24 protein-coding genes are annotated in these 23153 nt (G+C 61.3%); 14 read left to right on the top strand and 10 right to left on the bottom strand.

Features of this window, described 5'->3' with window-relative positions; translation table 11 throughout:
* Positions 1 to 53 precede the first annotated feature (53 nt).
* Entirely contained in the window at positions 54 to 1397 is a 1344-nt protein-coding gene (locus tag AC19YS_RS01710) for an imelysin family protein (RefSeq protein ID WP_106578430.1), read from the top strand.
* 174 nt (positions 1398 to 1571) lie between these two features.
* Complete coding sequence (locus AC19YS_RS01705; RefSeq protein ID WP_200622972.1) at positions 1572 to 3026, top strand: TrkH family potassium uptake protein; 1455 nt, start codon at positions 1572 to 1574, stop codon at positions 3024 to 3026.
* Here the strand turns inward: AC19YS_RS01705 and AC19YS_RS01700 are convergent.
* Positions 2983 to 4041, bottom strand: coding sequence for an AraC family transcriptional regulator (locus AC19YS_RS01700; protein WP_106578428.1), 1059 nt, complete (start codon positions 4039 to 4041; stop codon positions 2983 to 2985). The genes AC19YS_RS01705 and AC19YS_RS01700 overlap by 44 nt on opposite strands.
* Before the next feature lie 159 nt (positions 4042 to 4200).
* On the opposite strand from AC19YS_RS01700, the gene AC19YS_RS01695 reads away from it, so the two are divergent.
* The 3 genes from AC19YS_RS01695 (at position 4201) to AC19YS_RS01685 (ending at position 6386) form a co-directional block, all read left to right on the top strand.
* On the top strand, positions 4201 to 4512 hold the full coding sequence (locus AC19YS_RS01695; RefSeq protein WP_106578427.1) for an Mpo1-like protein: 312 nt from the start codon (positions 4201 to 4203) through the stop codon (positions 4510 to 4512).
* Positions 4513 to 4903: 391 nt separating this feature from the next.
* A complete protein-coding gene (locus AC19YS_RS01690) occupies positions 4904 to 5086 on the top strand; it encodes a hypothetical protein (protein ID WP_169367492.1) in 183 nt (60 codons plus the stop codon).
* 103 nt (positions 5087 to 5189) lie between these two features.
* Complete coding sequence (locus AC19YS_RS01685) at positions 5190 to 6386, top strand: MFS transporter (protein WP_106578425.1); 1197 nt, start codon at positions 5190 to 5192, stop codon at positions 6384 to 6386.
* On the opposite strand, the gene arfB is transcribed toward AC19YS_RS01685, so the two are convergent.
* The 3 genes from arfB to AC19YS_RS01670 all read right to left on the bottom strand — a co-directional run bounded on the left by arfB (position 6383) and on the right by AC19YS_RS01670 (position 9019).
* A complete protein-coding gene (gene arfB, locus AC19YS_RS01680) occupies positions 6383 to 6796 on the bottom strand; it encodes an alternative ribosome rescue aminoacyl-tRNA hydrolase ArfB (RefSeq protein ID WP_034109044.1) in 414 nt (137 codons plus the stop codon). The two genes, AC19YS_RS01685 and arfB, sit on opposite strands and share 4 nt — an antisense overlap.
* A gap of 12 nt (positions 6797 to 6808) precedes the next feature.
* Positions 6809 to 7492 (bottom strand): pentapeptide repeat-containing protein, encoded by a 684-nt coding sequence (locus tag AC19YS_RS01675; protein ID WP_106578424.1) that lies wholly within the window; start codon positions 7490 to 7492, stop codon positions 6809 to 6811.
* Between the two features lie 105 nt (positions 7493 to 7597).
* A complete protein-coding gene (locus AC19YS_RS01670) occupies positions 7598 to 9019 on the bottom strand; it encodes an amino acid permease (RefSeq protein WP_106578423.1) in 1422 nt (473 codons plus the stop codon).
* 647 nt (positions 9020 to 9666) lie between these two features.
* Here AC19YS_RS01670 and AC19YS_RS01665 point away from each other — a divergent pair.
* Both AC19YS_RS01665 and AC19YS_RS01660 read left to right on the top strand, forming a co-directional pair.
* Positions 9667 to 9804, top strand: a complete 138-nt coding sequence (locus AC19YS_RS01665; RefSeq protein ID WP_003175756.1) for a hypothetical protein — start codon at positions 9667 to 9669, stop codon at positions 9802 to 9804.
* A 73-nt stretch (positions 9805 to 9877) separates the two neighbouring features.
* Positions 9878 to 10837, top strand: a complete 960-nt coding sequence (locus AC19YS_RS01660) for a CgnE/CgnB domain-containing protein (RefSeq protein WP_200622977.1) — start codon at positions 9878 to 9880, stop codon at positions 10835 to 10837.
* A gap of 191 nt (positions 10838 to 11028) precedes the next feature.
* Here the strand turns inward: AC19YS_RS01660 and rluB are convergent, their stop codons facing one another.
* The 6 genes from rluB to AC19YS_RS01630 form a co-directional block, all read right to left on the bottom strand.
* On the bottom strand, positions 11029 to 12273 hold the full coding sequence (gene rluB / locus AC19YS_RS01655; RefSeq protein ID WP_106578420.1) for a 23S rRNA pseudouridine(2605) synthase RluB: 1245 nt from the start codon (positions 12271 to 12273) through the stop codon (positions 11029 to 11031).
* A 144-nt stretch (positions 12274 to 12417) separates the two neighbouring features.
* Entirely contained in the window at positions 12418 to 12609 is a 192-nt protein-coding gene (locus tag AC19YS_RS01650; RefSeq protein ID WP_005790815.1) for a DUF1289 domain-containing protein, read from the bottom strand.
* 135 nt (positions 12610 to 12744) lie between these two features.
* Entirely contained in the window at positions 12745 to 13743 is a 999-nt protein-coding gene (scpB, locus tag AC19YS_RS01645; RefSeq protein ID WP_500600733.1) for an SMC-Scp complex subunit ScpB, read from the bottom strand.
* A gap of 12 nt (positions 13744 to 13755) precedes the next feature.
* On the bottom strand, positions 13756 to 14574 hold the full coding sequence (locus AC19YS_RS01640) for a segregation and condensation protein A (protein ID WP_106578418.1): 819 nt from the start codon (positions 14572 to 14574) through the stop codon (positions 13756 to 13758).
* The gene (locus tag AC19YS_RS01635; protein ID WP_106578417.1) at positions 14575 to 15204 is read right to left on the bottom strand and encodes an L-threonylcarbamoyladenylate synthase; all 630 of its coding nucleotides are present in this window, start codon (positions 15202 to 15204) and stop codon (positions 14575 to 14577) included.
* Positions 15205 to 15217: 13 nt separating this feature from the next.
* Positions 15218 to 16081, bottom strand: a complete 864-nt coding sequence (locus AC19YS_RS01630; protein WP_106578416.1) for a PHP domain-containing protein — start codon at positions 16079 to 16081, stop codon at positions 15218 to 15220.
* 87 nt (positions 16082 to 16168) lie between these two features.
* Between AC19YS_RS01630 and AC19YS_RS01625 the strand changes: the two genes are divergently transcribed.
* The 7 genes from AC19YS_RS01625 to AC19YS_RS01595 all read left to right on the top strand — a co-directional run bounded on the left by AC19YS_RS01625 (position 16169) and on the right by AC19YS_RS01595 (position 22800).
* Positions 16169 to 16765, top strand: coding sequence for a septation protein A (locus AC19YS_RS01625; protein ID WP_106578415.1), 597 nt, complete (start codon positions 16169 to 16171; stop codon positions 16763 to 16765).
* 1 nt (position 16766) lies between these two features.
* On the top strand, positions 16767 to 17066 hold the full coding sequence (locus AC19YS_RS01620) for a YciI family protein (protein WP_015885584.1): 300 nt from the start codon (positions 16767 to 16769) through the stop codon (positions 17064 to 17066).
* Between the two features lie 119 nt (positions 17067 to 17185).
* Positions 17186 to 17593 carry an SH3 domain-containing protein gene (locus AC19YS_RS01615; RefSeq protein ID WP_200622983.1) on the top strand — a complete coding sequence of 136 codons (408 nt, stop codon included), beginning with the start codon at positions 17186 to 17188 and terminating at the stop codon, positions 17591 to 17593.
* Between the two features lie 7 nt (positions 17594 to 17600).
* A complete protein-coding gene (locus tag AC19YS_RS01610; protein ID WP_200622984.1) occupies positions 17601 to 18278 on the top strand; it encodes a response regulator transcription factor in 678 nt (225 codons plus the stop codon).
* Positions 18279 to 19534: 1256 nt separating this feature from the next.
* Complete coding sequence (locus tag AC19YS_RS01605; RefSeq protein WP_106578411.1) at positions 19535 to 19999, top strand: LTXXQ domain protein; 465 nt, start codon at positions 19535 to 19537, stop codon at positions 19997 to 19999.
* A 67-nt stretch (positions 20000 to 20066) separates the two neighbouring features.
* On the top strand, positions 20067 to 21410 hold the full coding sequence (locus AC19YS_RS01600; protein WP_124418349.1) for a sensor histidine kinase: 1344 nt from the start codon (positions 20067 to 20069) through the stop codon (positions 21408 to 21410).
* A 40-nt stretch (positions 21411 to 21450) separates the two neighbouring features.
* On the top strand, positions 21451 to 22800 hold the full coding sequence (locus AC19YS_RS01595; RefSeq protein ID WP_200623871.1) for a CoA transferase: 1350 nt from the start codon (positions 21451 to 21453) through the stop codon (positions 22798 to 22800).
* Positions 22801 to 23153 lie beyond the last annotated feature (353 nt).

Raw genomic sequence — 23153 nt, 5'->3', positions numbered from 1 at the left:
AGTTTTTGCGCTCCTCCGCGCGCCCTATCAACAACCGAAGCAGGATGTTCGCCATGATTCGTATGCCCCTGGCCACCGCCAGTCTGCTGGCCATTGCCATTTCTCTCGCCGGTTGCGGCGAAGGTAAAGACAAGGCCGCCGCGCCCCAAGCGCCGACCCCGGCTGCCAGCACCACCGCTCCAGCGGCTGCCACCCCAGCAGGCCAGGTCGACGAAGCGGCCGCCAAGGCCGTGGTCGCGCATTACGCTGACATGGTGTTCGCGGTGTACAGCGATGCCGAATCCACCGCAAAAACCCTGCAAACCGCAATCGACACCTTCCTCGCCAATCCGAACGACGACACCCTCAAAGCGGCCCGTACCGCCTGGATCGCCTCGCGCGTGCCGTACCTGCAGAGCGAAGTGTTCCGCTTCGGCAACACCATCATCGACGACTGGGAAGGCCAAGTTAACGCCTGGCCGCTGGACGAAGGCCTGATCGACTATGTCGACAAATCCTACGAACACGCCCTGGGTAACCCAGGCGCCAACGCCAACATCATCGCCAACACCGAGATCCAAGTGGGCGAAGACAAGGTCGACGTGAAAGAAATCACCCCGGAAAAACTCGCCAGCCTCAATGAGCTGGGCGGTTCCGAGGCCAACGTCGCCACCGGCTACCACGCCATCGAGTTCCTGCTGTGGGGCCAGGACCTCAACGGCACCGGCCCAGGCGCGGGCAACCGCCCTGCGTCGGACTACATGACCGGTGACGGTGCCACCGGCGGCAACAACGAGCGTCGTCGCACCTACCTGCGCGCGGTCACTCAGCTGCTGGTCAGCGACCTGGAAGAAATGGTCGGCAACTGGAAACCCAACGTCGAAGACAACTACCGCGCCACCCTGGAGGCCGAACCGGCCACCGACGGCCTGCGCAAAATGTTGTTCGGCATGGGCAGCCTGTCCCTCGGCGAGCTAGCCGGTGAGCGCATGAAGGTGTCCCTGGAAGCCAACTCGCCGGAAGACGAGCAGGACTGCTTCAGCGACAACACCCACAACTCGCACTTCTACGATGCCAAGGGTATTCGTAACGTTTACCTGGGCGAGTACACCCGCACTGACGGCACCAAGATGACGGGGCCGAGCTTGTCGTCCCTGGTGGCCAAAGCTGATCCGGCCGCCGACACCACGCTGAAGGCTGACCTGGCGTCGACCGAAGCGAAGATCCAGGTCATGGTTGACCACGCCAACAAGGGCGAGCACTACGACCAACTGATCGCCGCGGGTAACGACGCAGGCAACCAGATCGTGCGTGACGCCATCGCCGCGCTGGTCAAGCAGACCGGTTCGATTGAAGCGGCGGCGGGCAAGCTGGGTATCAGCGACTTGAACCCGGATAACGCTGACCACGAGTTCTGATCCGTGCCGCGTTGAATGAGGCGACCTTCGGGTCGCCTTTTTTATGCCCGCCTATATGGAGCCCGATGACCACCACAAACCCCACATTTGATCGACGTCGCTCCCAAGCCCCGGTTTACAAGCCCTGCACCGCGGGTAGAATGGCGCCACTCTCCCAACACCCGAGCTTTCTTCATGGCGTTGCCGACCCTACGCATCATCGGTTTCATCATCGGCATCTTCCTGATCACCCTCGCGATCGCCATGGTCATTCCGATGGCCACCCTGGTGATTTTCGAACGCACCAGCGACCTGCCCTCGTTTCTGTGGGCCAGCCTGATCACCTTTCTCGCAGGTCTGGCGCTGGTCATTCCTGGCCGCCCCGAACACGTGCACCTGCGCCCCCGAGACATGTACCTGCTGACCGTCAGCAGTTGGCTGGTGGTCTGCGTGTTCGCCGCGCTGCCGTTTTTACTGACCCAGCACATCAGCTACTCCGACTCCTTTTTCGAAAGCATGTCGGGCATTACCGCCACCGGCTCCACCGTCTTGAGCGGGCTGGACAGCATGTCACCGGGCATCCTGATGTGGCGCTCGCTGCTGCACTGGCTGGGCGGCATCGGCTTTATCGGCATGGCGGTGGCGATCCTGCCACTGCTGCGCATTGGTGGCATGCGCCTGTTCCAGACCGAGTCCTCGGATCGCTCGGAAAAAGTCATGCCGCGCTCGCACATGGTGGCGCGCCTGATTGTGGCCGCGTATGTGGGCATCACCATCCTCGGCAGCCTGGCGTTCTGGTGGGCCGGGATGGGCTTGTTCGATGCGATCAACCACGCGATGTCGGCTATTTCCACCGGCGGGTTTTCCACCTCCGATGAGTCCCTGGCCCACTGGAAACAACCGGCGGTGCACTGGGTCGCCGTGGTGGTGATGATCCTCGGCAGCTTGCCCTTCACCCTGTATGTCGCCACCTTGCGCGGCAACCGTCGGGCGCTGATCAAGGATCAACAGGTGCAAGGCTTGCTCGGGTTGCTGCTGGTGACCTGGCTGGTACTGGGCACCTGGTACTGGTGGACCACCGACCTGCCGTGGTTCGATGCGCTGCGCCACGTGGCGGTGAACGTCACGTCGGTGGTGACGACGACCGGTTTTGCACTCGGGGACTACAGCATCTGGGGCAACTTCTCACTCATGCTGTTCTTCTACCTGGGCTTTGTTGGCGGCTGCTCGGGCTCCACGGCGGGCGGGATCAAGATCTTCCGCTTCCAGGTTGCCTATATCCTGCTCAAGGCCAACTTGAACCAGCTGATTCACCCGCGCGCGGTGATCAAGCAGAAGTACAACGGCCACCGCCTCGACGAAGAGATCGTGCGTTCGATCCTGACCTTTTCGTTCTTCTTCGCCATCACCATCTGCGCCATTGCCCTGGCACTGTCGCTGCTGGGGCTGGACTGGATGACCGCATTGACTGGCGCGGCCAGCACCGTTTCCGGCGTGGGCCCGGGCCTGGGCGAAACCATCGGCCCGGCCGGTAACTTCGCCAGCCTGCCGGATGCGGCCAAGTGGATCCTGTCGTTCGGCATGCTGCTGGGCCGACTGGAGATCATTACAGTCTTTGTTCTGTGCATTCCGGCGTTTTGGCGGCACTGACCGTCGACGCCTCGAGCAACCGCGCCCGGTATTCGCCGGGCGTGGCATCGAACCAACGGCGGAACGCGCGGAAAAAATTGCTCGGGTCGGCGAACCCCAACAGGTAGGCAATTTCCAGCAGGGTCATGCTCGGCTGCGCCAGGTACTGCTCGGCGAGTTCGCGGCGGGTGTCGTCGAGCAATGTCTGGAAACTGGTGCCCTCCTCCTGCAAGCGCCGCTGCAAGGTGCGCTGGGACAGGTGCAAGGTCTGGGCGACCACTTCGCGTTTGGGTTCGCCCTGGGGCAGCAGACGGCACAGCACTTGCCGCGCCTTGTGGGTCACGCGGCTCTCGGAAAAACGCGCGAGATATTCACCGGCAAACCGATCATGCAGCAACGCCATGGCTTCGTTCGCCGTGGGCAACGGCGCATCCATGTCGGCCTGCTCAAAAATCAGCGCGTCATAGGGTGCGTTGAATTCCAGGGGTGCATGGAAGGCTTGTTTGTAAGGCGTCAGGTCCGCCGGCTGATCGCCTTGCAGCAGCACTTTGCGCGGTTGCAAGGTGCGGCCGGTCAGCCAGCCGCACAATGCCAAAGCACTGGCCAGCGAGGCTTCGGCGCTCTGGCGAGTCGGTGGCAAGTGGTCGCCGTGCACCGTCAGAATCAGCGCATAGCCTTCAGGTAAGAGTCGGAAGCTCAAGTCGGCACTTTCGGCGATGATGCGCTGATAACGCACCAGGCGCATAAAGCCCTCGGCCAACGTGTTGCTGGACATCAGCGCATAACCGGCCACATGAAACGACGCCGGGCGAACAACCTTGCCCATGTTCAGGCCGATCGCCGGGTTGCCCGACAGCTCAACTGCCCGTTGCCACAGCCGCGTCATCGAGTCCTGAGGGAAACGCGCGTCAGGGTCACTGAGGGCGGCGTAGTCCAGGCCCAACTGCTTGAACAGCACTCGGCAGTCCAGGCCGTCCATTTCCAACGCCTTGACTATCCCCATCGCCCAGCTTGCAGAAGTTGTTCGTTCGCTCATGGCGTCTTCTTAAAAAAGCAGGCTTAACGGCAGCCAGGAAGCCAAGGATACTAAAGTGGCATCTATTGTCACTGGCTGTTACCACTGATCACTCTAGACTCAAATAAGCTCCCCGCCGAACATCTGTAAGGCGGTACAACCACCCAAGGGCCGGCCAACGTGGAAAACGTCAAACAATTCAATAGCTTCGCCGAGTTCTATCCTTACTACCTGAGTGAACACGGCAACAGCACATGCCGGCGCTTGCACTTCATCGGCACCACGCTGGTGATTGGCATCCTGGCGTACGCCATCGGCAAAGGTTCGATGGGGCTGCTGCTGGCGTTGCCCATCGCCGGTTACAGCTTCGCCTGGATCGGCCACTTCTTCTTCGAAAAGAACCGCCCGGCGACCTTCCAACACCCGCTCTACAGCCTCTTGGGCGACTTTGTGATGTACCGCGACATGATCTTGGGCAAAGTCCCTTTTTGAACAGGGCGCCTTTTAAGGGGCGTCCTTAGAGGTGTGACCTCTTGTCACTTGCCTAAAGAATGAAAATTCGTACATACGTCGACATAAAATTCTTTTTGTCATTTTCAGTGCTGTATCCTGCCAAGGCTTTTTGAGAGCGCGCAATCACACTGCGATTGATTAAACAGACCTTGCGAGGAGCGACGACGATGCACGAGATACCTAATCTCCCCTTCCCAAGCCTGCACCCAACAGAGCAGCCAACACCGCAGCAAGCCAGCGACAAACAGCCTGAGACCAAAGAAGCACAACCAGTCGACAGCAAAAGCCAGGACTGACGCCGTACCAGACCGTGTGGAAAGCGCACCTTTGAGCGCTTTCCACACTGCCTGAATCACCCGAGATGCCCGCCATGACTGATACCCTCCCCGACACCCCCGACGCCGCTGTACTCGACGCAGCGCTGCAAATGATCGACGTGTGGCACCGCCTCAGCCCTGAAAAACAGGCGCTACTGCTCGAGCGCTTCGGCACCCAGGAAAACGCCCTGGCCGCCCTGGTGACCACGCAAATGCTGACGCCTGCCAAACCCTGATCTGTCGGTAATCTGAAGTTTTTGCGTTTTGCCGCCCCGCGAGGCGTCAGCGCCGGTATCATTAGCAGCCTATCTTTACCTGCTGCGACAGTGGACCTCTCCCATGCCAGATACCCAGCGCCCCATGGCGGTCACGCTGCAAGTCGTTTCCATCGTGCTGTTTACCTTTATCGGTTACCTCAATATCGGCATTCCCCTGGCCGTGTTGCCAGGCTATGTCCACAGTGAACTGGGCTACGGCGCGGTGATTGCCGGCCTGGTGATCAGCGTGCAGTACCTGGCCACGCTGCTGAGCCGCCCGTATGCCGGCAAAATCATCGACAACCTGGGCAGCAAGCGCGCGGTGTTGATCGGCCTGGTGGGCTGCGGCCTGAGTGGCGTATTCATGTTGCTTGCCGCGTGGTTTTCGAGCCTGCCGGCTGTAAGCCTGATCAGCCTGCTCATCGGCCGACTGGTGCTCGGCAGCGCCGAAAGCCTGGTGGGTTCGGGCGCCATCGGCTGGGGCATTGGCCGGGTCGGCGCGGCCAATACCGCCAAAGTCATTTCATGGAACGGCATCGCCAGTTACGGCGCACTGGCCGTCGGCGCACCGCTTGGGGTGGTGCTGGTGAGCCATTTCGGATTGTGGAGCATGGGCGTCAGCATCATTCTGCTGGCGGTGCTCGGCGTGTTTCTGGCCTGGAATAAAGTCGCAGCGCCGATTGTGGCCGGTGTGCGCCTGCCGTTCATGAACGTGCTGGGCCGCGTGCTGCCCCACGGCTGCGCGTTGGCCCTGGGCTCGATCGGCTTTGGCACCATCGCCACCTTTATCACCCTGTATTACACCACCCAGCACTGGGACAACGCCGTGTGGGCACTGAGCCTGTTCGGCGCCAGCTTCATCGGCGCGCGCCTGCTGTTCGGCAATTTGATCAACCGGATCGGCGGCTTTCGCGTGGCGATTGCTTGCCTGTCCGTGGAAATCCTCGGGTTGCTGTTGCTGTGGCTGGCCCCTGACGCCCACCTCGCCCTGGCCGGTGCGGCGTTGAGCGGGTTCGGCTTTTCCCTGGTGTTTCCGGCGTTGGGGGTGGAGGCGGTCAACCTGGTGCCAGCCTCCAGCCGGGGCTCGGCAGTGGGGGCTTATTCGCTGTTTATCGACTTGTCGTTGGGCATCACCGGCCCGTTGGCGGGTGCGGTGGCGGCGGGTTTCGGCTTTGCCTCAATCTTTCTGTTCGCCGCGCTCGCCGCCGCAGGTGGCTTGCTGCTGAGCCTGTACCTGTATCGGCAAGCGCCCAAGGCCCGCGAAGCGCGCGACGCTTAAAAGTCGACCTTGCCGCGCCCGGCCTTGATGCTGCCGCGCTTGGTCTTGGATTCCAGGCGGCGCTTCTTCGAGCCCAGGGTGGGCTTGGTCGGGCGGCGCTTCTTCTCGACCTTGGTGGCGCTGAGGATCAACTCCACCAGGCGCTCCAGCGCATCCGCGCGATTCTGTTCCTGGGTCCGGTATTGCTGGGCCTTGAGCACCAGCACGCCTTCACTGGTGATACGGCTGTCGCGCAGCGCCAGCAGCCGTTCCTTGTAAAAGTCCGGCAACGACGACGCCGGAATATCAAACCGCAGGTGCACCGCGCTCGATACCTTATTGACGTTCTGCCCACCGGCGCCCTGGGCGCGGATGGCGGTCAGCTCGATCTCGGCATCGGGCAGGTGCACGTTGTTGGAAATTACCAGCATCACTCAAAAACCTTAGGCAACGGACAAGCCCAATTCGGATAACAACATCGACGCCTGGGCTTTGGAAATCACGGCGCCTTTGAACAGTTTGGCATCATTGAGGCGAAAGCCGCTCAAATCCGCGCCCCGCAAGTCAGCGCCGGCAAAATTGGCACCGTTGATGCGGGCGTGGGCGAGGCTGCAGTCGATCAGTTCGGCCTTGCGAAAGTCTGCATCCGACAAGTCGCTGTCGGAAAAATCCAGATTATTGAGCACGGTTCGGGCAAACGACAGGCCGGACAAGAACGCGCTGTTGAGCAAGGTTTCGCTGAAGCTCAGGCCCAGGGACGCGCAATGGGTGAAGTTGGCGCCCGTCAGTTTGCACTGCGTGAAATTGGCTTGGGATAACTTGCTGCGCTGCCAACGGGTGTTGTTCAGGTCGCAGCTGATCAATTGCGCCTCGAGCAGGTTGGCCGCCTCGAACACGGCGTGCCCGGCCCGGCAACTTTTCCACTGCGTGCCTTCCAGGCGCGCACCGAGAAAAGAGGTTTGCGCCAGTGTGCAGCGCTCGAACACCCAATGCTCCAGCACCATCCGCGACAGGTCTGCCCCGCTCAAATCGACGCCCATCAAGCGCAACGGCCCGCGGTGCTGGTCGATCAGGTCTTGCACCTCATCGCGCTGCAAGCTGCCGCCGTCGATATCGATGTGCTGCATGAAGCCTCCGGGCAAGGGTCGATGAAAAAGAAGGCGCGAGTCTACCCTGTCGGCGCCGACAAAAAACCCGGCAAGGCGCCGGGTTTTCTGTTGAGGCAACACGGCTTACTTCAACGCCGCACTCGCCGTGGTCAACGCCGCTTCAGCGCTGCGCTTGTTCTTGATCCAGTAGCACAGCCCCATGAACGCCACCCATACCGGAATCGCGTACACCGAGACCTGAATGCCCGGAATCATCAGCATGATCACCAGGATAAACGCCACGAACGCCAGGCAAACGTAGTTGCCGTACGGGTACCACAGCGCTTTGAACAGCGGCACCTGGCCGGTGCGGTCCATGTGCTGGCGGAATTTTACGTGCGAGAAGCTGATCATCGCCCAGTTGATCACCAGCGTGGCCACGACCAGCGACATCAGCAGCTCGAGCGCGTGTTGCGGGATCAGGTAATTCATCAGCACCGCCACCAGGGTGACCGCCGCCGACGCGAGGATCGAACGCACCGGTACGCCACGCTTGTCGATCTTCGCCAGGGCTTTGGGCGCATCGCCCTGCTCGGCCATACCCAGCAGCATGCGGCTGTTGCAGTAGGTGCCGCTGTTGTACACCGACAGCGCTGCGGTCAGCACCACAAAGTTAAGGATGTGCGCGGCAGTGTTGCTGCCCAGCATCGAAAACACCTGCACGAACGGGCTGCCGCTGTAGGCATCGCCGGACGCATTGAGGGTTGCCAGCAGGCTGTCCCACGGTGTCAGCGACAACAGCACCACCAGCGCGCCGATGTAGAAAATCAGGATGCGGTAGATCACCTGATTGATCGCTTTTGGGATCACGGTTCGCGGCTGGTCAGCTTCGGCTGCGGTAAAACCGAGCATCTCCAGGCCGCCGAACGAGAACATGATGATCGCCATGGCCATCACCAAACCGCTGACGCCATGCGGGAAGAAACCGCCGTGGTCCCACAGGTTGCTCACCGAGGCTTGCGGCCCGCCACTGCCGCTGACCAGCAGGTAGCTGCCCAGGGCGATCATGCCGACGATGGCCACTACCTTGATGATGGCAAACCAGAACTCGGCCTCGCCGAAGACTTTGACGTTGGCCAGGTTGATCATATTGATCAGCACGAAGAACGCTGCCGCCGAGACCCAGGTCGGGATCTCCGGCCACCAGTAGTGCACGTATTTGCCGACCGCCGTCAGCTCCGACATGCCCACCAGAATGTACAGAATCCAGCAGTTCCAGCCCGACAGGAAGCCGGCGAAACCGCCCCAGTACTTATGGGCAAAGTGGCTGAAGGAGCCGGCGACCGGCTCTTCGACGATCATCTCGCCGAGCTGGCGCATGATCATGAAGGCGATAAAGCCGCAGATGGCGTAGCCCAGGATCATCGACGGCCCGGCTGATTTAAGCACCCCGGCCGAGCCCAGGAACAGGCCGGTGCCGATGGCGCCACCGAGGGCGATCAACTGGATATGCCGATTTTTCAGGCCGCGTTTCAGCTCGCCTGAAGAGGAATGGGGTCCACTCATGAAAAGGGTCTCACGCAAGGTTTGATGATGTTGAATGCACGTTGCTGCCTTGAATCTCGACTCAAGCAGCGCCGCTCAAACCCCAGCGCAGGCACCAGGAGTACAGCGTCTTTCTAACGGTCATGCGTCACCTGTTTGTTTTTATCTGTGACGAAATCGAACCCGTCCGGCTCGTGGCCAGGCGGAGTGATCAGGGTGGATAAACCCTGAGGTCTTGGCCTTTTGCGTAGGTACGCAAGGGAGTCACAGTAAAACGCGGCGCATTGTACACCGCTCGACAGCTTCGGGCCGCCCTCGGGGCGCGCCTGTGACAATCTGTCAGGCATTCCTTACAGCACCAGGGTGCTCAATGAGCGCGCGTGTTTATCGTAAATTAATCGTTACAGCCCGGAAAATAAGCGTTACAGCCGCGCTTGATCCGTAAGAAAACGGAAAAATGTCAGTATGAAAAATCCTACAAATTAGCTTCGCCAGTCCGTTGTTTTTTCTGAATAAAAAACCGCCGCTAAAAAACAGAAGAAAAAATCCAAATGAGACCGTGTCAATAAATATTTTGCATTCTGAAACACACTCTCCTAGGTTCTTTCACTTGCCAGCGAAGCCCGTTGGCAAGCCGTTCTCAAACAACGTCCTCTAGGAGATACACCATGCAAGCACTGGAAAACGACCTGGAAACCGAACTGCAACTCGACGATTGGTTTGAAGCGCCGACCCATGAGGCCGCCGTTGAAATGATGCAAGCTGATGCCGTTGTGCCCTTTGGCACCGCGATGTGGCCTTTCTAATACCCGGCAGGCAACCGGCAGGTGTTGTGCACGGCACCTGCCCCCTTACCCCAGGCACAGAAGGACACACGTCATGGACAAGGCCCGCGCCGTCGAACACTTTCTCTACTACCTTGCGCATCACCCGGCCCTCGATGGCCTGAGCCGCCCAACCGTGCTGCTGGGCCACACCGAGCGCTATGACGCCATTGCCCAGGCGATCACCCACGGCAGCGCCGCCCGATTCAATTTCCAGTTGCAGCGCCTGGACCTGGCCGCCAGCGACACCCTGGCCCAGGCCATCGAAACCTGTGACCTGTACCTGTTTCTCTACGATTCCTCGACCCTGCCCAACCCACGCGCCGAAGGCCCGGACTTTATCCGCGCCCTGCAGGAGGTGATGGCCGAGCACTGGAAGAAATCCCTGCTGTTCAAGGATTACGGCGACTATTTCTACGACACCTTCAGCGTCGAGCCGCAACGCATTGCCGACCTCAACGCCACGCTGATCCGACGCATGTCCCAGGCCAACGTGCTGAGCTTTACCGACAAACACGGCTCGCGCCTGGAAGCGCCGATGAGCAGCATCAAGAAGTGGACCAATATCAATGGCGTCGGCAACCATGACCTGGCGCCGGGCGAGATCGCCACGCACAGCGAGGCCATCAACGGCCAGGTGCGGTTTGTCGGCACGTTTCTGAGCACCATCCCGTTTGCGCGCAAATACGGCGTACTGCAATCACCGCTGGAGCTGTGGATCGAGAACTCGACGATTTGCAGCGTGGCCAGCGATGTGCCGGGCTTGGCGGACGATTTCAACAAGTACTTGAATGCCAACCCGTCTAACCGTCGCGTGGAAGAGCTGGGGATTGGCACCAATGAAGGGGTCAAGGATTTGTACGCGCGCAATGCCGGGTTCGAGGAGCGCCATTGCGGCTTGCACCTGGGCTTGGGCGGCGGGCAGAAAGGCAGTCATCACCTGGATTTGATCTTTGCCAGCGGCGTGTTGGCGCTGGATGACAAGCCGGTGTTTGATGGAACGTTTGCGTTCTGAGCACAAAATTCAGAAACACTGGAGATACAAATGTGGGAGCGGGCTTGCTCGCGAATGCGCAGTGTCAGTCACCCGATGTACTGACTGATGCACCGCATTCGCGAGCAAGCCCGCTCCCACATTTTTGACCGTATTTCATGGCAAAAAAAACGCCAACCCGAGGGTTGGCGTTTTTTTGTGCAGCACTTACATCACTGCGGCTTCTTGCGACCAAAACCAGGACGCTGGCCCGAACCGGCCGGGGCGCCACGGCGCTTGCCCGACGGCTCGTCCGCGACCAGTTTCGGCCCAGGACGCTTGTTCGCTGCCGGCTTGGCTGGACGCTTGGTGCTGGCGCTGTCGGCTGGGCGGTCGGATGCCGGAGCACCACGGCCTTCACCACGGTTGCCGCGGCCGCCGCTTGGTGCTTCGCCGCCACGCGCAGGACGCGGGGTGCGAGGGCCACGCTCGCCTTCCTGGCGGGACGGCGCGGTTGGGCGACGCTCGCCTTCGATGTGCGGCTCACGCGAGATGCGACCGCCGGTGGCCGGCGCATTCAGCGCAGGGCGCAGGGTGCGGGCAACACGTTCGGTACGGGCCACAGGACGCGACGATTTACGCTGCATACGCTCAAGCTTGTCTTTGCTCTTGGCGTTCATCTGCGGCATGGCAACCGGCGTCAGGCCAACTTCAGCGCTGAGGATATCGACCTCGTACTGGCTCATTTCGCGCCAGCGGCCCATCGGCAGGTCGGAGTTCAAGAACACCGGGCCGAAACGCACGCGTTTCAGGCGGCTGACTACCAGGCCCTGGGATTCCCACAGGCGACGCACTTCACGGTTACGGCCTTCCATCACCACGCAGTGGTACCAATGGTTGAAACCTTCGCCGCCTGGTGCCTGCTTGATGTCGGTGAACTTGGCCGGGCCGTCTTCAAGGACGACGCCCGCTTTCAAGCGCTCGATCATCTCGTCATCGACTTCACCGCGTACACGCACGGCGTATTCACGGTCCATCTCGTAGGACGGGTGCATCAGGCGGTTGGCCAGCTCGCCGTCGGTGGTGAACATCAGCAAACCGGTGGTGTTGATGTCCAGACGGCCGATGTTGATCCAGCGGCCTTCTTTCGGCTTGGGCATTTTGTCGAACACGGTCGGACGGCCTTCCGGGTCGTCACGGGTGCAGATCTCGCCGTCAGGCTTGTTGTACATGATGACGCGGCGCACCGATTCGGCGGCCTCTTCACGCTTGATGACCTTGCCATCAATGGTGATTGCATCGTGCAGGTCGACGCGCTGGCCAAGGGTGGCTTCAACGCCGTTGACCTTGATGCGCTTCTGGGTGATCCAGGCTTCGACGTCGCGGCGCGAGCCCACGCCGATACGCGCCAGCACCTTTTGCAGTTTTTCGCCTGCTGGGCCGATTTCCTGGCTGTCGTTCTGGTCTTGGTCGTTCATCTTAAGCACCTCCCGGTGGGTCGATTCAGGCGTGGCCTGAGGAGTGTTGAAAGCGGGGCTTTGGGCGAATACGTCGCCAAAGGGTCGCGAATCATACGCGCATGGCGCGCGTTGCGCATCACAGACTAGTCGATTAAGGCGCAGTCATTTGCTTTTCCGCCGACCGGTGGCGCCCAACGCCAACAGGCGCAGCTCGGCTTCGGCCAATACCGTGCGCTTGTCGACCTTGTCGAGCTTCTTCCAGGCGCGGATTTCGCGCTTGCTGCGGCCACAGCCGACGCAGATATCGTCGCTGAATTTGCAGATGCTGATGCACGGGTCTTTGGTGGAACTCATGTTTTCTCCCAGACAATCCAGACAATGGAGATCCAATGTGGCAAGGGCGCTTACCCCCGATGCAGTGTGTGAGCCTGCATTTTTGTCACTGGGGCACTGCTATCGGGGGCAAGCCCCTTCCCACATCGAAGTGCGTCAGTCTTCGAGTTGGCGGCGTTCGTTTTCGATGGCCTCGGCCAGCGCCCGGGCTTCGTCTTCCTCGTCGCTCAACGGCGGTTGTTCGAGGGCGGCGACGGCAGCCAGGAGTTTCTCGCGGGCTTCAGCCACGCCAAGGATGTCGTCCTCGGGCTCCGGTTCTGGCTCGGCTTCCGGTTCCGGTTCCGGTTCCGGTTCCGGTTCCGGTTCCGGTTCCGGTTCCGGTTCAACTTCGACCTCGGGCGCGGTTTCACCGTTCACCTGGGTTTGCGGTTCACTCGCACCGTCACGCAGCAAGTCATCGAAGTCGGTCTTGATCCCCTGCTCCATGTCGTCCAATTCGAGCAACAACGTATGGAAACTGGTCTCGTCCTTCGGCTCTTCCGGCTCGGCCGTGGCGTCGGCGAGTTCCTGCAGGCTGGCAGGAACCGGTGCGTCGTCGAAATCCAATACCGGTTCGGCCTCCATCTCGCGCAGTTCGGCGAGCGGCGGCAGGTCATCCAGGTTTTTCAGGTTGAAGTGGTCGAGGAACACCTTGGTGGTGGCAAACATCGCCGGTTTGCCGGGCACATCGCGGTAGCCGACGATGCGGATCCACTCACGTTCCAGCAATGTCTTGACGATATGGCTGTTGACCGCCACACCGCGCACGTCCTCGATTTCGCCCCGGGTGATTGGCTGGCGATAGGCGATCAGCGCCATGGTCTCCAGCATCGCCCGCGAATAACGCTGTGGACGCTCTTCCCACAGACGGCCGACCCAGGGGGAAAACTTCTCACGGATCTGCAGGCGATAACCCGACGCCACTTCGCGCAGCTCAAAGGCGCGGCCATCGCAGGACTTGCGCAGGATCTCCAATGCCTTCTTGAACACCGGTGGCTCGGGGCGCTCGGCCTCTTCAAAGAGTTCGAACAGGCGCTCAAGGGATTGCGGTTTACCCGAGGCCAGGAGAAAGGCTTCCAGCAGCGGCGCCAGTTCGCGGGGTTCAGTCAAATTCATCGATTCAGCTCGTTATTCGGCTCGCGCCCGCACGTGGATAGCCGCAAAAGGCTCATTCTGGACCAGCTCGACCAAGGATTCCTTGACCAGCTCAAGGATCGCCATAAAGGTCACCACCACCCCCAGGCGCCCTTCTTCTTTGGTGAATAACTCGACAAAGGGTACAAACCCGCCGCCCTTGAGACGTTCGAGTACATCGCTCATGCGCTCGCGGGTCGACAGCGCCTCGCGACTGACCTGGTGGCTTTCAAACATGTCGCCCCGGCGCAGCACTTCGGCCATGGACATCAGCAATTCTTCCAGGCTCACATCCGGCAGCAGCTTGCGCGCCCGGGCTTCCGGGGCGTCGAGCTTGGGCACGACCACGTCACGGCCAACGCGGCTCAGGCCGTCGATGCCTTCGGCGGCGGCCTTGAAACGTTCGTACTCTTGCAGGCGACGGATCAGTTCGGCGCGCGGGTCGTCCTCTTCGGCTTCGATGGTCTCCGAGCGCGGCAACAGCATGCGCGACTTAATCTCGGCGAGCATCGCGGCCATCACCAGGTACTCGGCGGCCAGCTCCAGGCGCACGGTCTGCATCAGCTCGACATACCCCATGTACTGGCGAGTGATTTCCGCCACCGGGATGTCGAGGATATTGATGTTCTGCTTGCGGATCAGGTACAGCAGCAAGTCCAGCGGGCCTTCGAAGGCTTCAAGGAACACTTCCAGGGCGTCCGGCGGGATGTACAGGTCCAGCGGCATTTCCAGGACCGCCTGGCCATAGACCATGGCAAACGGCAGTTCCTGCTGGGCGCCGGCCTGGCTGTCGACGGTTTCGACGACCGACATTCAGGCCTCGACCATGAACGGCGTCGGATCGCCGCAACCCACACGCACCACTTCCGGCTCGCCGTCGGCCAGGTTGATCACGGTGGAGGCCTTGTTGCCGCCGTAGCCACCGTCGATGATCAAGTCGACGTGTTTTTCCAGCAGGCGGCGCATTTCGTACGGGTCGTACAGCGGCTCTTCTTCACCGGGCAGGATCAACGACACACTCATCAGCGGCTCGCCCAGTTCAGCCAGCAACGCCAGGGCAATCGGATGCTCCGGCACACGCAGGCCGATGGTGCGCTTTTTGGGGTGCAGCAACAAACGCGGTACTTCGCGGGTGGCGTTGAGGATAAAGGTGTAGGGCCCCGGCGTATGGGCCTTGAGCAGACGAAAGGTGCCGGTGTCGACCTTCGCAAACAGCCCAAGTTGGGACAGGTCGCTGCAAATCAGTGCGAAGTTGTGATTCTTGTCCAGGTCACGCAGGCGTCTGACCCGTTCCACCGCGTTCTTGTCGCCGATTTGGCAACCAATGGCGTAGGACGAGTCGGTTGGGTAGATCACCACGCCGCCGGCGCGGATGATCTCCACGGCCTGTTTAATCAGGCGCGCTTGAGGGTTTTCCGGATGAATCTGGAAGAATTGACTCACGTGTTCTACCTGTTCAGACGGTGGCAATAATGGGGTCATGCTTGAATCGCCCCCACAACAGCGGCAGATCTTCCGGTACCTGGCGATACTCGCCAATCTCGGACCAGCCGCCTGGGCCATGAAAGTCACTGCCGGCGCTGACCAGCAGACCAAATTCGCGAGCAAGTATCGCCAGGCTGCCCACCTGATCGGCGGGTTGGTGCCCGTTGACCACTTCGATAGCGTGGCCGCCCGCTCCAATATAGTCGGCAATCAGCTTGCGGCGCTTGCTGCGGGTGAAATCGTAATGCCACGGATGCGCCAGGCTGACCCAGGCCCCAGCGGCCCGCAGAGTGGCGACGGTGTCTTCCAGGGTCGGCCAGTGTTGCTTGACGTCACCCAACTTGCCGGCGCCCAGCCATTTGCGAAAGGCCTCGGCGCGATCCTTTACAAAACCTTCACGCACCATCCAGTCGGCAAAGTGCGGACGGGCTGGGGCGTTGCCGCTGTCGCCCAGTTCCTGCTGGATGGCGCGGGCGCCCTCCAGGGCATTGGGCATGCCTTTAAGGCTGAGCTTGCGGCTTATTTCTTCGGACCGCAGCCAGCGGCCATCGTGCAATTGGGCAATGGCCTCGACCAACGGCGCGGCGTTCTGATCAAAACCGTAACCGAGCACATGAATGGTGGCGCCGCCCCAGGTACAGGACAATTCCACGCCGTTGACCAGTTGCATGCCCAACGCATGCGCGGCCGTACGGGCTTCATCGAGGCCTTCGAGGGTGTCGTGGTCGGTCAAAGACAGGACTCGCACGCCTTTTTCAAACGCACGCGCAACCAGTACCGCGGGCGCCAGGGCGCCGTCGGAGGCCGTGCTGTGGCAGTGCAAATCAACATTCACGGGGGTGTGTAACCTCAAGTCAGCTGGCGCTATCGCAACCAAGGATGTTTGTTATTATGCCGCCACATCCAGCTTCTGGCTCTTACTGTGAAACAATTCATCGACTTCATCCCGCTGTTGCTGTTTTTCATCGTTACCAAACTCGACCCCAGGGTCATTGATATCGCCGGTCACGAGCTGACATTCGGGGGCATCTACAGCGCCACCGCCGTGCTGATCATCAGCTCGATCGTGGTCTACGGCGCCATCTTCATCTCCCAGCGCAAGCTGGAAAAAAGCCAATGGCTGACCCTGATTGCCTGCCTGGTATTCGGTGGCCTGACCCTGGCCTTCCACAGCGAAACCTTCCTTAAATGGAAAGCCCCCGTGGTGAACTGGCTGTTCGCCCTGGTCTTCATCGGCAGCCACTTCATCGGTGATCGCCTGCTGATCAAGCGCATCATGGGCCATGCACTGACCCTGCCGGACCCGGTGTGGACACGCTTGAACGTGGCCTGGATCGTGTTTTTCCTGTTCTGCGGCGCCGCCAACCTGTTCGTGGCCTTTACCTTCCAGGCCTATTGGGTCGACTTCAAGGTCTTCGGCAGCCTGGGCATGACCGTATTGTTCCTGATCGGCCAGGGTATCTATCTGTCGCGCCACCTGCATGACACCGCCCCTACCACGCCGAAAACCGAGGACTGACATGCTCTACGCCATCATTGCTACCGACGTCGCCAACTCGCTGGAAAAACGCCTGTCCGTGCGCCCGGCCCACGTTGAACGCCTGAAACAGCTGCAAGCCGAAGGCCGCATCGTGCTGGCCGGCCCACACCCAGCCGTGGACAGCAACGACCCGGGCGACGCCGGCTTCACCGGCAGCCTGATCGTCGCCGAGTTTGCCTCGTTGGCCGACGCCCAAGCCTGGGCCAAGGCCGACCCGTATGTAGCAGCAGGCGTCTACGCTGATGTGGTGATCAAGCCGTTCAAGCAAGTCCTGCCTTGAACCGCTTTCTTTAATAAGGCCGGGCCGAACCTATTCGGTTCGGCGCGCTCCTAATTGCTCATTATTCTCGGTGACCTGCCGACAACGTTCTGAATATTCGTGTGGAATCAGGAGTTCCGATGCGCTTACGTCAGTTGTGTCTGTTGGCCGTGTTAACGATCGGGGCTACCGCCCACGCTGAAGAAACCTCGAACACCGGCAGTTCCACGCCCCTGTCCCTGAGTGCCGGCAGCCAGATCACCGAGTTGCAGCAACGTTTGAAAGAAAGCGAACGGCTGCGTGAAGAACTGAGCAAGCAATTGCAAAGCGCAGACACTGCCCGCGAAAGTGCCCAACTGAGTCGCTTGCGCCAAGAGAACCAACGCCTGGCCCAGCAACTCAAAGCATCACAAGGCGGCGCCTTGACCCGCTGGCTGACCGAGCAACAACAGTGGTTTGTCACCGGAGCGGCCGTCGCCCTGATCGCCCTGCTGTGCGGTATCTTCGCCAGCGGTGGGCACCGTCGCCGTCGACAATGGCTAAATTGAGTGAGTCATGAGCGAGCTGTTACTGATAGATGATGACCAGGAGCTCTGTGAGCTGCTGACCAGTTGGCTGAGCCAGGAAGGTTTCCAGGTGCGCGCCTGCCACGACGGCTTGAGCGCGCGCAAAGCCCTGGCCGACAGCGCCCCTGCAGCAGTGGTGCTTGATGTGATGCTGCCCGACGGCAGCGGCCTGGAGCTGCTCAAGCAATTGCGCAACGACCATCCGGAATTGCCGGTGCTGATGCTTTCGGCACGGGGCGAGCCGCTGGATCGCATCCTCGGCCTGGAGCTGGGCGCCGACGATTACCTGGCCAAGCCCTGCGACCCGCGCGAACTGACTGCCCGCTTGCGCGCCGTATTGCGCCGCAGTCATCCGGCGGCGGTGTCTACTCAGCTGGAACTGGGCGACCTGTGCTTCAGCCCGGTGCGTGGGGTGGTGACCATCGGTGAGCAGGAATTTGCCCTCACCGTTTCGGAGAGTCGCCTGCTTGAGGCCTTGCTGCGCCAGCCGGGTGAACCGCTGGATAAGCAGGAACTGGCGCAGATTGCCCTGGGGCGTAAGTTGACCCTCTATGATCGCAGCTTGGATATGCACGTGAGCAACCTGCGTAAAAAGATCGGCCCACACCCGGATGGCCGACCACGGATCGTGGCGTTGCGTAGTCGCGGGTATTATTACAGCCTCTGAGGATTGCAGGGGGTTGGGCTTTTTGGGGTGGGGGTATATCCGTTATTTGGGTGATGGCCGCTTTGGGTTCCGCCCTTACGGCGGGTCACTTTGGAAAAGCCCCAAAGTAACCAAAGGGCTCTTGCCCCACCACTCGGCACCTCGCTCACGCTTCGGTGTGCCCTCACTCCGGCTTGAATCCGTGGGCCGCCGTGACGGGCCATCCATGGCCCAACACGGCTAACCCGGCGTCCTGCCGGGTTACCCACGGATTCAAGCCTGCGTTCGGCCAGCGTGGTTTAACGGGGCGCCTAAGATCAAGATCAAGATCAAGATCAAGATCAAGATCAAGATCAAGATCAAGATCAAGATCAAGATCAAGATCAAGATCAAGATCAAGATCAAGATCAAGATCTACAGCACGGCGGCCTAGTAGCCGACCTGAGTGGTTAGATCAAAAGCGGACGCGAGGCGGCCTGACAGCCGACCTGATCTTGGAAGCTGAACTCAATCAAAGGTGGGAGCTGGCTTGCCTGCGATGGCATCAACTGGGTTTGCCTGATGTACCGAGGTGCCTGCATCGCAGGCAAGCCAGCTCCCACAGAAAAGCCAAGCACTGCGGTGCTAGCAGCTCAACTCGGTCAACTTGTGGGAGCGGGCTTGCTCGCGAAGGCGGTGTGTCAGCTACACATGAGCTAACTGACCCACCGCCTTCGCGAGCAAGCCCGCTCCCACATTTAGAACGCTGTGCATCAGATAGAGATGTATTGCTGTGCTGTTGCCCTGCTTTTGCTTCAACCACTCAGGTCGGCTTTCAGGCCGCCGTGCTCTGCTCTTGATCTTGCTCTTGATCTGACAGGCCCCGTCAACCACGCTGGCCGAACGCAGGCTTGAATCCGTGGGTAACCCGGCAGGACGCCGGGTTAGCCGCGTTGGGCCATGGATGGCCCGTCGCGGCGGCCCACGGATTCAAGCCGGAGTGAGGGCACACCGAGCCTAAGCGAGGTGCCGAGTGGTGGGGCAAAGACCTTTTGGTTACTTTTGGCTGGGCCGGCATTCCGGGCGTTTGCCAAAAGTGACCCGCTGTAAGAGCGGAACCCATAGCGGCCGTGACCGCAGCAACGGATATGCACTCAGCCCCAACCCCACCCCAAGTTTTGTCAGCCCCCCCCAACCCCCTCTTTACCCAAGCTTTACCCACACCTGACCGCCGCTGACCTTGATCTGAGTAACCTACTCACATCCGGACTCACCGGAATAGAGACAGGAGAATCACCATGCGCAAGACCCTTATCGCTTTGATGTTCGCCGCTGCCCTGCCGACCGTTGCCATGGCCGCCGCGCCAGAAGGCCCAGGCCCGATGGGCGGCCCTGAAGGCCACATGATGGGTGGCCCGGGCCACGGCGGTGAACACGGTCCGCGTGGCAAAGGCGGCCCGCTGAGCCAACTCGACCTGAGCCGCGAACAGCGCGAGCAAATCGGCAAGCTGATGGGTGAACAATGGCACGGCCGCAAAGAGATCGTGCGCAAGTACCTGGACAAACTCCCAGCCGCTGACCAGCAAGCCATGAAAAACGAAATGGCCGCCGCCAAGCAAAAAACCCAGGCTGACATCCGCGCCGTGCTCAAGCCCGATCAACAGAAGAAATTCGACGAGATCGTCAAGAAACAAGCCGAACGCCGCGCCGAGTGGAAGGAATTCCAGGCCTGGAAAGCCCAGCAGCCGCAAAAAGCGCAATAATGCTCTAGCTTTACCACCCCAGCCCAGTGGCTCGCGCCGCTGGGCTTTTCCTGCTTGAGGGTTTCCTGTGCGTTCATTGTTCTGGCGCATCCTGGCCAGTTTCTGGCTGGCCATCGCCTTGGTTGCCGGGCTGTCGATCCTGCTTGGGCACATGCTCAACCAGGACGCCTGGATTCTCAGCCGTCATCCCGGCCTCAACAACCTGGCGCAGGAGTGGACGCAACTCTACGAAGCCCAGGGCGAGGACGCCGCTCAGGATTTGCTGCAACAACGCAAACGCCAGTACCACATCGACGTGCAGGTGCTCAATGAAAGCGGCGAGCCGGTGGTGCGCGGTACGTTCCCCCGGCGCGCCGCCGCCTTCGAGGCCCGGCAAAATGACAGCCAGGACGGCCACCTGCCGTGGCGCCGCCTGACCGCCGAGTACACCAGTGAAAAAACCGGCGACACCTACCTGCTGATCTACCGCATCCCGCACCCGGAACTCGACGCCTGGCACCGCAGCAGCCTGCTCTGGCCGCTGAGTGCGTTGGCGATTGCGCTGGTGGTGCTGACCCTGTTCAGCCTGCTGGTGACGCTGTCCATTACCCGCCCGCTCAGCCGTCTGCGCGGCGCGGTGCATGACCTGGGCCAGGCCACCTACCAACAAAACAGCCTGGCGCGCCTGGCCAACCGACGCGATGAATTCGGCGTATTGGCCACCGACTTCAACCGCATGGGCGCGCGCCTGCAAAGCCTGATCGGCAGCCAGCGCCAGTTGCTGCGCGACGTGTCCCACGAACTGCGCTCGCCCCTGGCCCGTTTGCGCATCGCCCTGGCGTTGGCCGAACGCGCAAGCCCTGAAGAACGCGAAAGACTCTGGCCACGCCTGACCCGCGAGTGCGATCGCCTGGAAGCGTTGATCAGCGAAATCCTGGTCTTGGCCCGCGTCGATGCCGACAACGCGAGTGCCGAAGAAGTCGACCTCAACCCACTGCTCAAGAGCCTGCAAAAGGACGCCCAACTCGGCGCTCCCGACCAGGTGGTGCAACTGACCGCCGACCCCGAGCTGGCGCTCAAGGGCTGGCCGACCATGATCGAGCGCGCCGTGGATAACCTGCTGCGCAACGCCCAGCGCTTCAACCCACAGGGTCAACCGATCGAGTTGCACGCCCGGCGCCACGGCGAGCGCATTCTGATCAGCGTGCGCGACCACGGCCCCGGCGTCGAAGCCGAACACCTCAGCCAATTGGGCGAACCGTTTTACCGCGCGCCCGGCCAGGCTGCCCAAGGCCACGGCCTGGGTCTGGCGATTGCCCGGCGCGCAGCGGAACGCCATGGCGGCAGCCTGATCCTGGCCAATCACCCCGACGGAGGTTTCATCGCCAGCATCGACCTGCCGTTGGAACCGGGAGTTGTCACACCGGTGTGAGGATCTTCTATAGTGGCCCTTCTCTAACGGAGGGCCTTTGATGACTGACCTGCTGACTCCCATCCAAGCCGCACTCGATCTACCGCAATCCCCGCTGACTTTCACCGGGGCTGGCGCCCTGCCCTCGACCTTCGCCGTCACCGAACTGGCCAGCGCCAGCATTGGCGCAGCCGGCCAGGCCGTGGCTCACCTTATCCACCAACAGACCGGGCGTTTGCCCAGCGTCAGCGTGGACCGGCGCCTCGCCTCCTTCTGGTTTTCGTCCTCGATTCGCCCCGTGGGTTGGGAAACACCGCCGCTGTGGGACCCGGTGGCCGGCGACTATGCCTGCGCCGATGGCTGGATTCGCCTGCACACCAACGCCCCGCATCACCGCGCCGCCGCCGAACGGGTCTTGGGCAAAGTCAATGACCGCACCGAAATGGCCGCAAAAGTTGCTACGTGGAACGCCGCCGAGCTGGAGCAGGCGATTGTCGATGTCAACGGCTGCGCAGCGCAGATGCGCGCGTGGCAGGCCTGGCAAACCCATCCCCAAGGGTTGGCGGTGAATGCCGAGAAGTTGGTGCAGCGCCAGACCTTCGACACCACCACCGACAAACCCTGGCTTGGCTCGGTCGCGCGCCCGCTGGCGGGCATCAAGGTACTGGACCTGACGCGCGTATTGGCCGGCCCCGTGGCCAGTCGCTTCCTCGCCGGGCTCGGCGCCGACGTGCTGCGCATCGACTCGCCTGACTGGAACGAACCCGGCGTGGTGCCGGAAATGACCTTGGGTAAACGCTGCGCACGTCTGGACTTGAAGAGCCCCGAAGGCCGACAGGTGTTTGAAGCGCTGCTCAAGGACGCCGACATCCTGTTTCACGGTTACCGCGCCGACGCCCTTGAGCAACTGGGCTACACCGCCGCAGAACTGCAGACCCTCGCCCCCGGGCTGATCGACGTGAGCCTCAATGCCTATGGCTGGAGCGGCCCCTGGCGCAATCGCCGCGGCTTCGACAGCCTGGTGCAGATGAGCAGCGGGATTGCCGACGCGGGCATGGCCTGGAAGCAGTCGGATAAACCGGTGCCGCTGCCGGTGCAGGCGCTGGATCACGCCACCGGGTATTTGATGGCAGCCAGCGCGATCCAGGCGCTAAGCGAACGCTTGAAATCCGGGCGTGGCGGCTCGGCGCGATTGTCACTGGCGCGCACGGCGAAGTTGCTGGTGGAAGCCGGACAGGTGCCGCAGCAACCGGCGTTACGGGCCGAAGAGCCGAGTGACCAGGGGTTGGTGGTGGAGCAGACGGCGTGGGGTCAGGCCCATCGGTTGCTGGCACCGGTCACCCTCAGCGGCACGCCGCTGCAGTGGGATTTGCCGGCGGGGGAATTGGGCTCGCACCGGGCTCAGTGGTGACCTGAAGACCGCCTTCGCGGGCAAGCCCGCTCCCACACTTTACCGAGTACATCCTTTGGAGTGCGGTCAACCTGTGGGAGCGGGCTTGCCCGCGAAGACCCTTTACCGAGTACACCCTTTGGAACGCGGTCAACCTGTGGGAGCGGGCTTGCCCGCGAAGACACTTTACCGAGTACATCCTTTGGAACGCGGCCAACCTGTGGGAGCGGGCTCGCCCGCGAAGACGCGTTACCAAGTACATCCTTTGAAATGCGGTCAACCTGTGGGAGCGGGCTTGCCCGCGAAGACGCTTTACCGAATACATCCTTTGGAACGCGGTCAACCTGTGGGAGCGGCCTTGCCCGCAAAGAGAC

The organism is Pseudomonas sp. MF08831 (assembly GCF_059862645.1).
This window is presented reverse-complemented; position numbering and strand designations above follow the sequence as displayed.

What these genes read in the sequence shown, in the direction of transcription:
- AC19YS_RS01660 (WP_200622977.1), top strand. Translation starts at nt 9,878, where the DNA reads ATGGACAAGGCCCGCGCCGTCGAACACTTTCTCTACTACCTTGCGCAT.
- AC19YS_RS01640 (WP_106578418.1), bottom strand. Translation starts at nt 14,574, where the DNA reads ATGTCGGTCGTCGAAACCGTCGACAGCCAGGCCGGCGCCCAGCAGGAA.
- AC19YS_RS01595 (WP_200623871.1), top strand. Translation starts at nt 21,451, where the DNA reads ATGACTGACCTGCTGACTCCCATCCAAGCCGCACTCGATCTACCGCAA.
- AC19YS_RS01685 (WP_106578425.1), top strand. Translation starts at nt 5,190, where the DNA reads ATGCCAGATACCCAGCGCCCCATGGCGGTCACGCTGCAAGTCGTTTCC.
- AC19YS_RS01670 (WP_106578423.1), bottom strand. Translation starts at nt 9,019, where the DNA reads ATGAGTGGACCCCATTCCTCTTCAGGCGAGCTGAAACGCGGCCTGAAA.
- AC19YS_RS01620 (WP_015885584.1), top strand. Translation starts at nt 16,767, where the DNA reads ATGCTCTACGCCATCATTGCTACCGACGTCGCCAACTCGCTGGAAAAA.
- AC19YS_RS01690 (WP_169367492.1), top strand. Translation starts at nt 4,904, where the DNA reads ATGACTGATACCCTCCCCGACACCCCCGACGCCGCTGTACTCGACGCA.
- AC19YS_RS01710 (WP_106578430.1), top strand. Translation starts at nt 54, where the DNA reads ATGATTCGTATGCCCCTGGCCACCGCCAGTCTGCTGGCCATTGCCATT.
- AC19YS_RS01650 (WP_005790815.1), bottom strand. Translation starts at nt 12,609, where the DNA reads ATGAGTTCCACCAAAGACCCGTGCATCAGCATCTGCAAATTCAGCGAC.
- AC19YS_RS01610 (WP_200622984.1), top strand. Translation starts at nt 17,601, where the DNA reads ATGAGCGAGCTGTTACTGATAGATGATGACCAGGAGCTCTGTGAGCTG.
- scpB (WP_500600733.1), bottom strand. Translation starts at nt 13,743, where the DNA reads ATGAATTTGACTGAACCCCGCGAACTGGCGCCGCTGCTGGAAGCCTTT.
- rluB (WP_106578420.1), bottom strand. Translation starts at nt 12,273, where the DNA reads ATGAACGACCAAGACCAGAACGACAGCCAGGAAATCGGCCCAGCAGGC.
- AC19YS_RS01665 (WP_003175756.1), top strand. Translation starts at nt 9,667, where the DNA reads ATGCAAGCACTGGAAAACGACCTGGAAACCGAACTGCAACTCGACGAT.
- AC19YS_RS01675 (WP_106578424.1), bottom strand. Translation starts at nt 7,492, where the DNA reads ATGCAGCACATCGATATCGACGGCGGCAGCTTGCAGCGCGATGAGGTG.
- arfB (WP_034109044.1), bottom strand. Translation starts at nt 6,796, where the DNA reads ATGCTGGTAATTTCCAACAACGTGCACCTGCCCGATGCCGAGATCGAG.
- AC19YS_RS01615 (WP_200622983.1), top strand. Translation starts at nt 17,186, where the DNA reads ATGCGCTTACGTCAGTTGTGTCTGTTGGCCGTGTTAACGATCGGGGCT.
- AC19YS_RS01705 (WP_200622972.1), top strand. Translation starts at nt 1,572, where the DNA reads ATGGCGTTGCCGACCCTACGCATCATCGGTTTCATCATCGGCATCTTC.
- AC19YS_RS01605 (WP_106578411.1), top strand. Translation starts at nt 19,535, where the DNA reads ATGCGCAAGACCCTTATCGCTTTGATGTTCGCCGCTGCCCTGCCGACC.
- AC19YS_RS01700 (WP_106578428.1), bottom strand. Translation starts at nt 4,041, where the DNA reads ATGAGCGAACGAACAACTTCTGCAAGCTGGGCGATGGGGATAGTCAAG.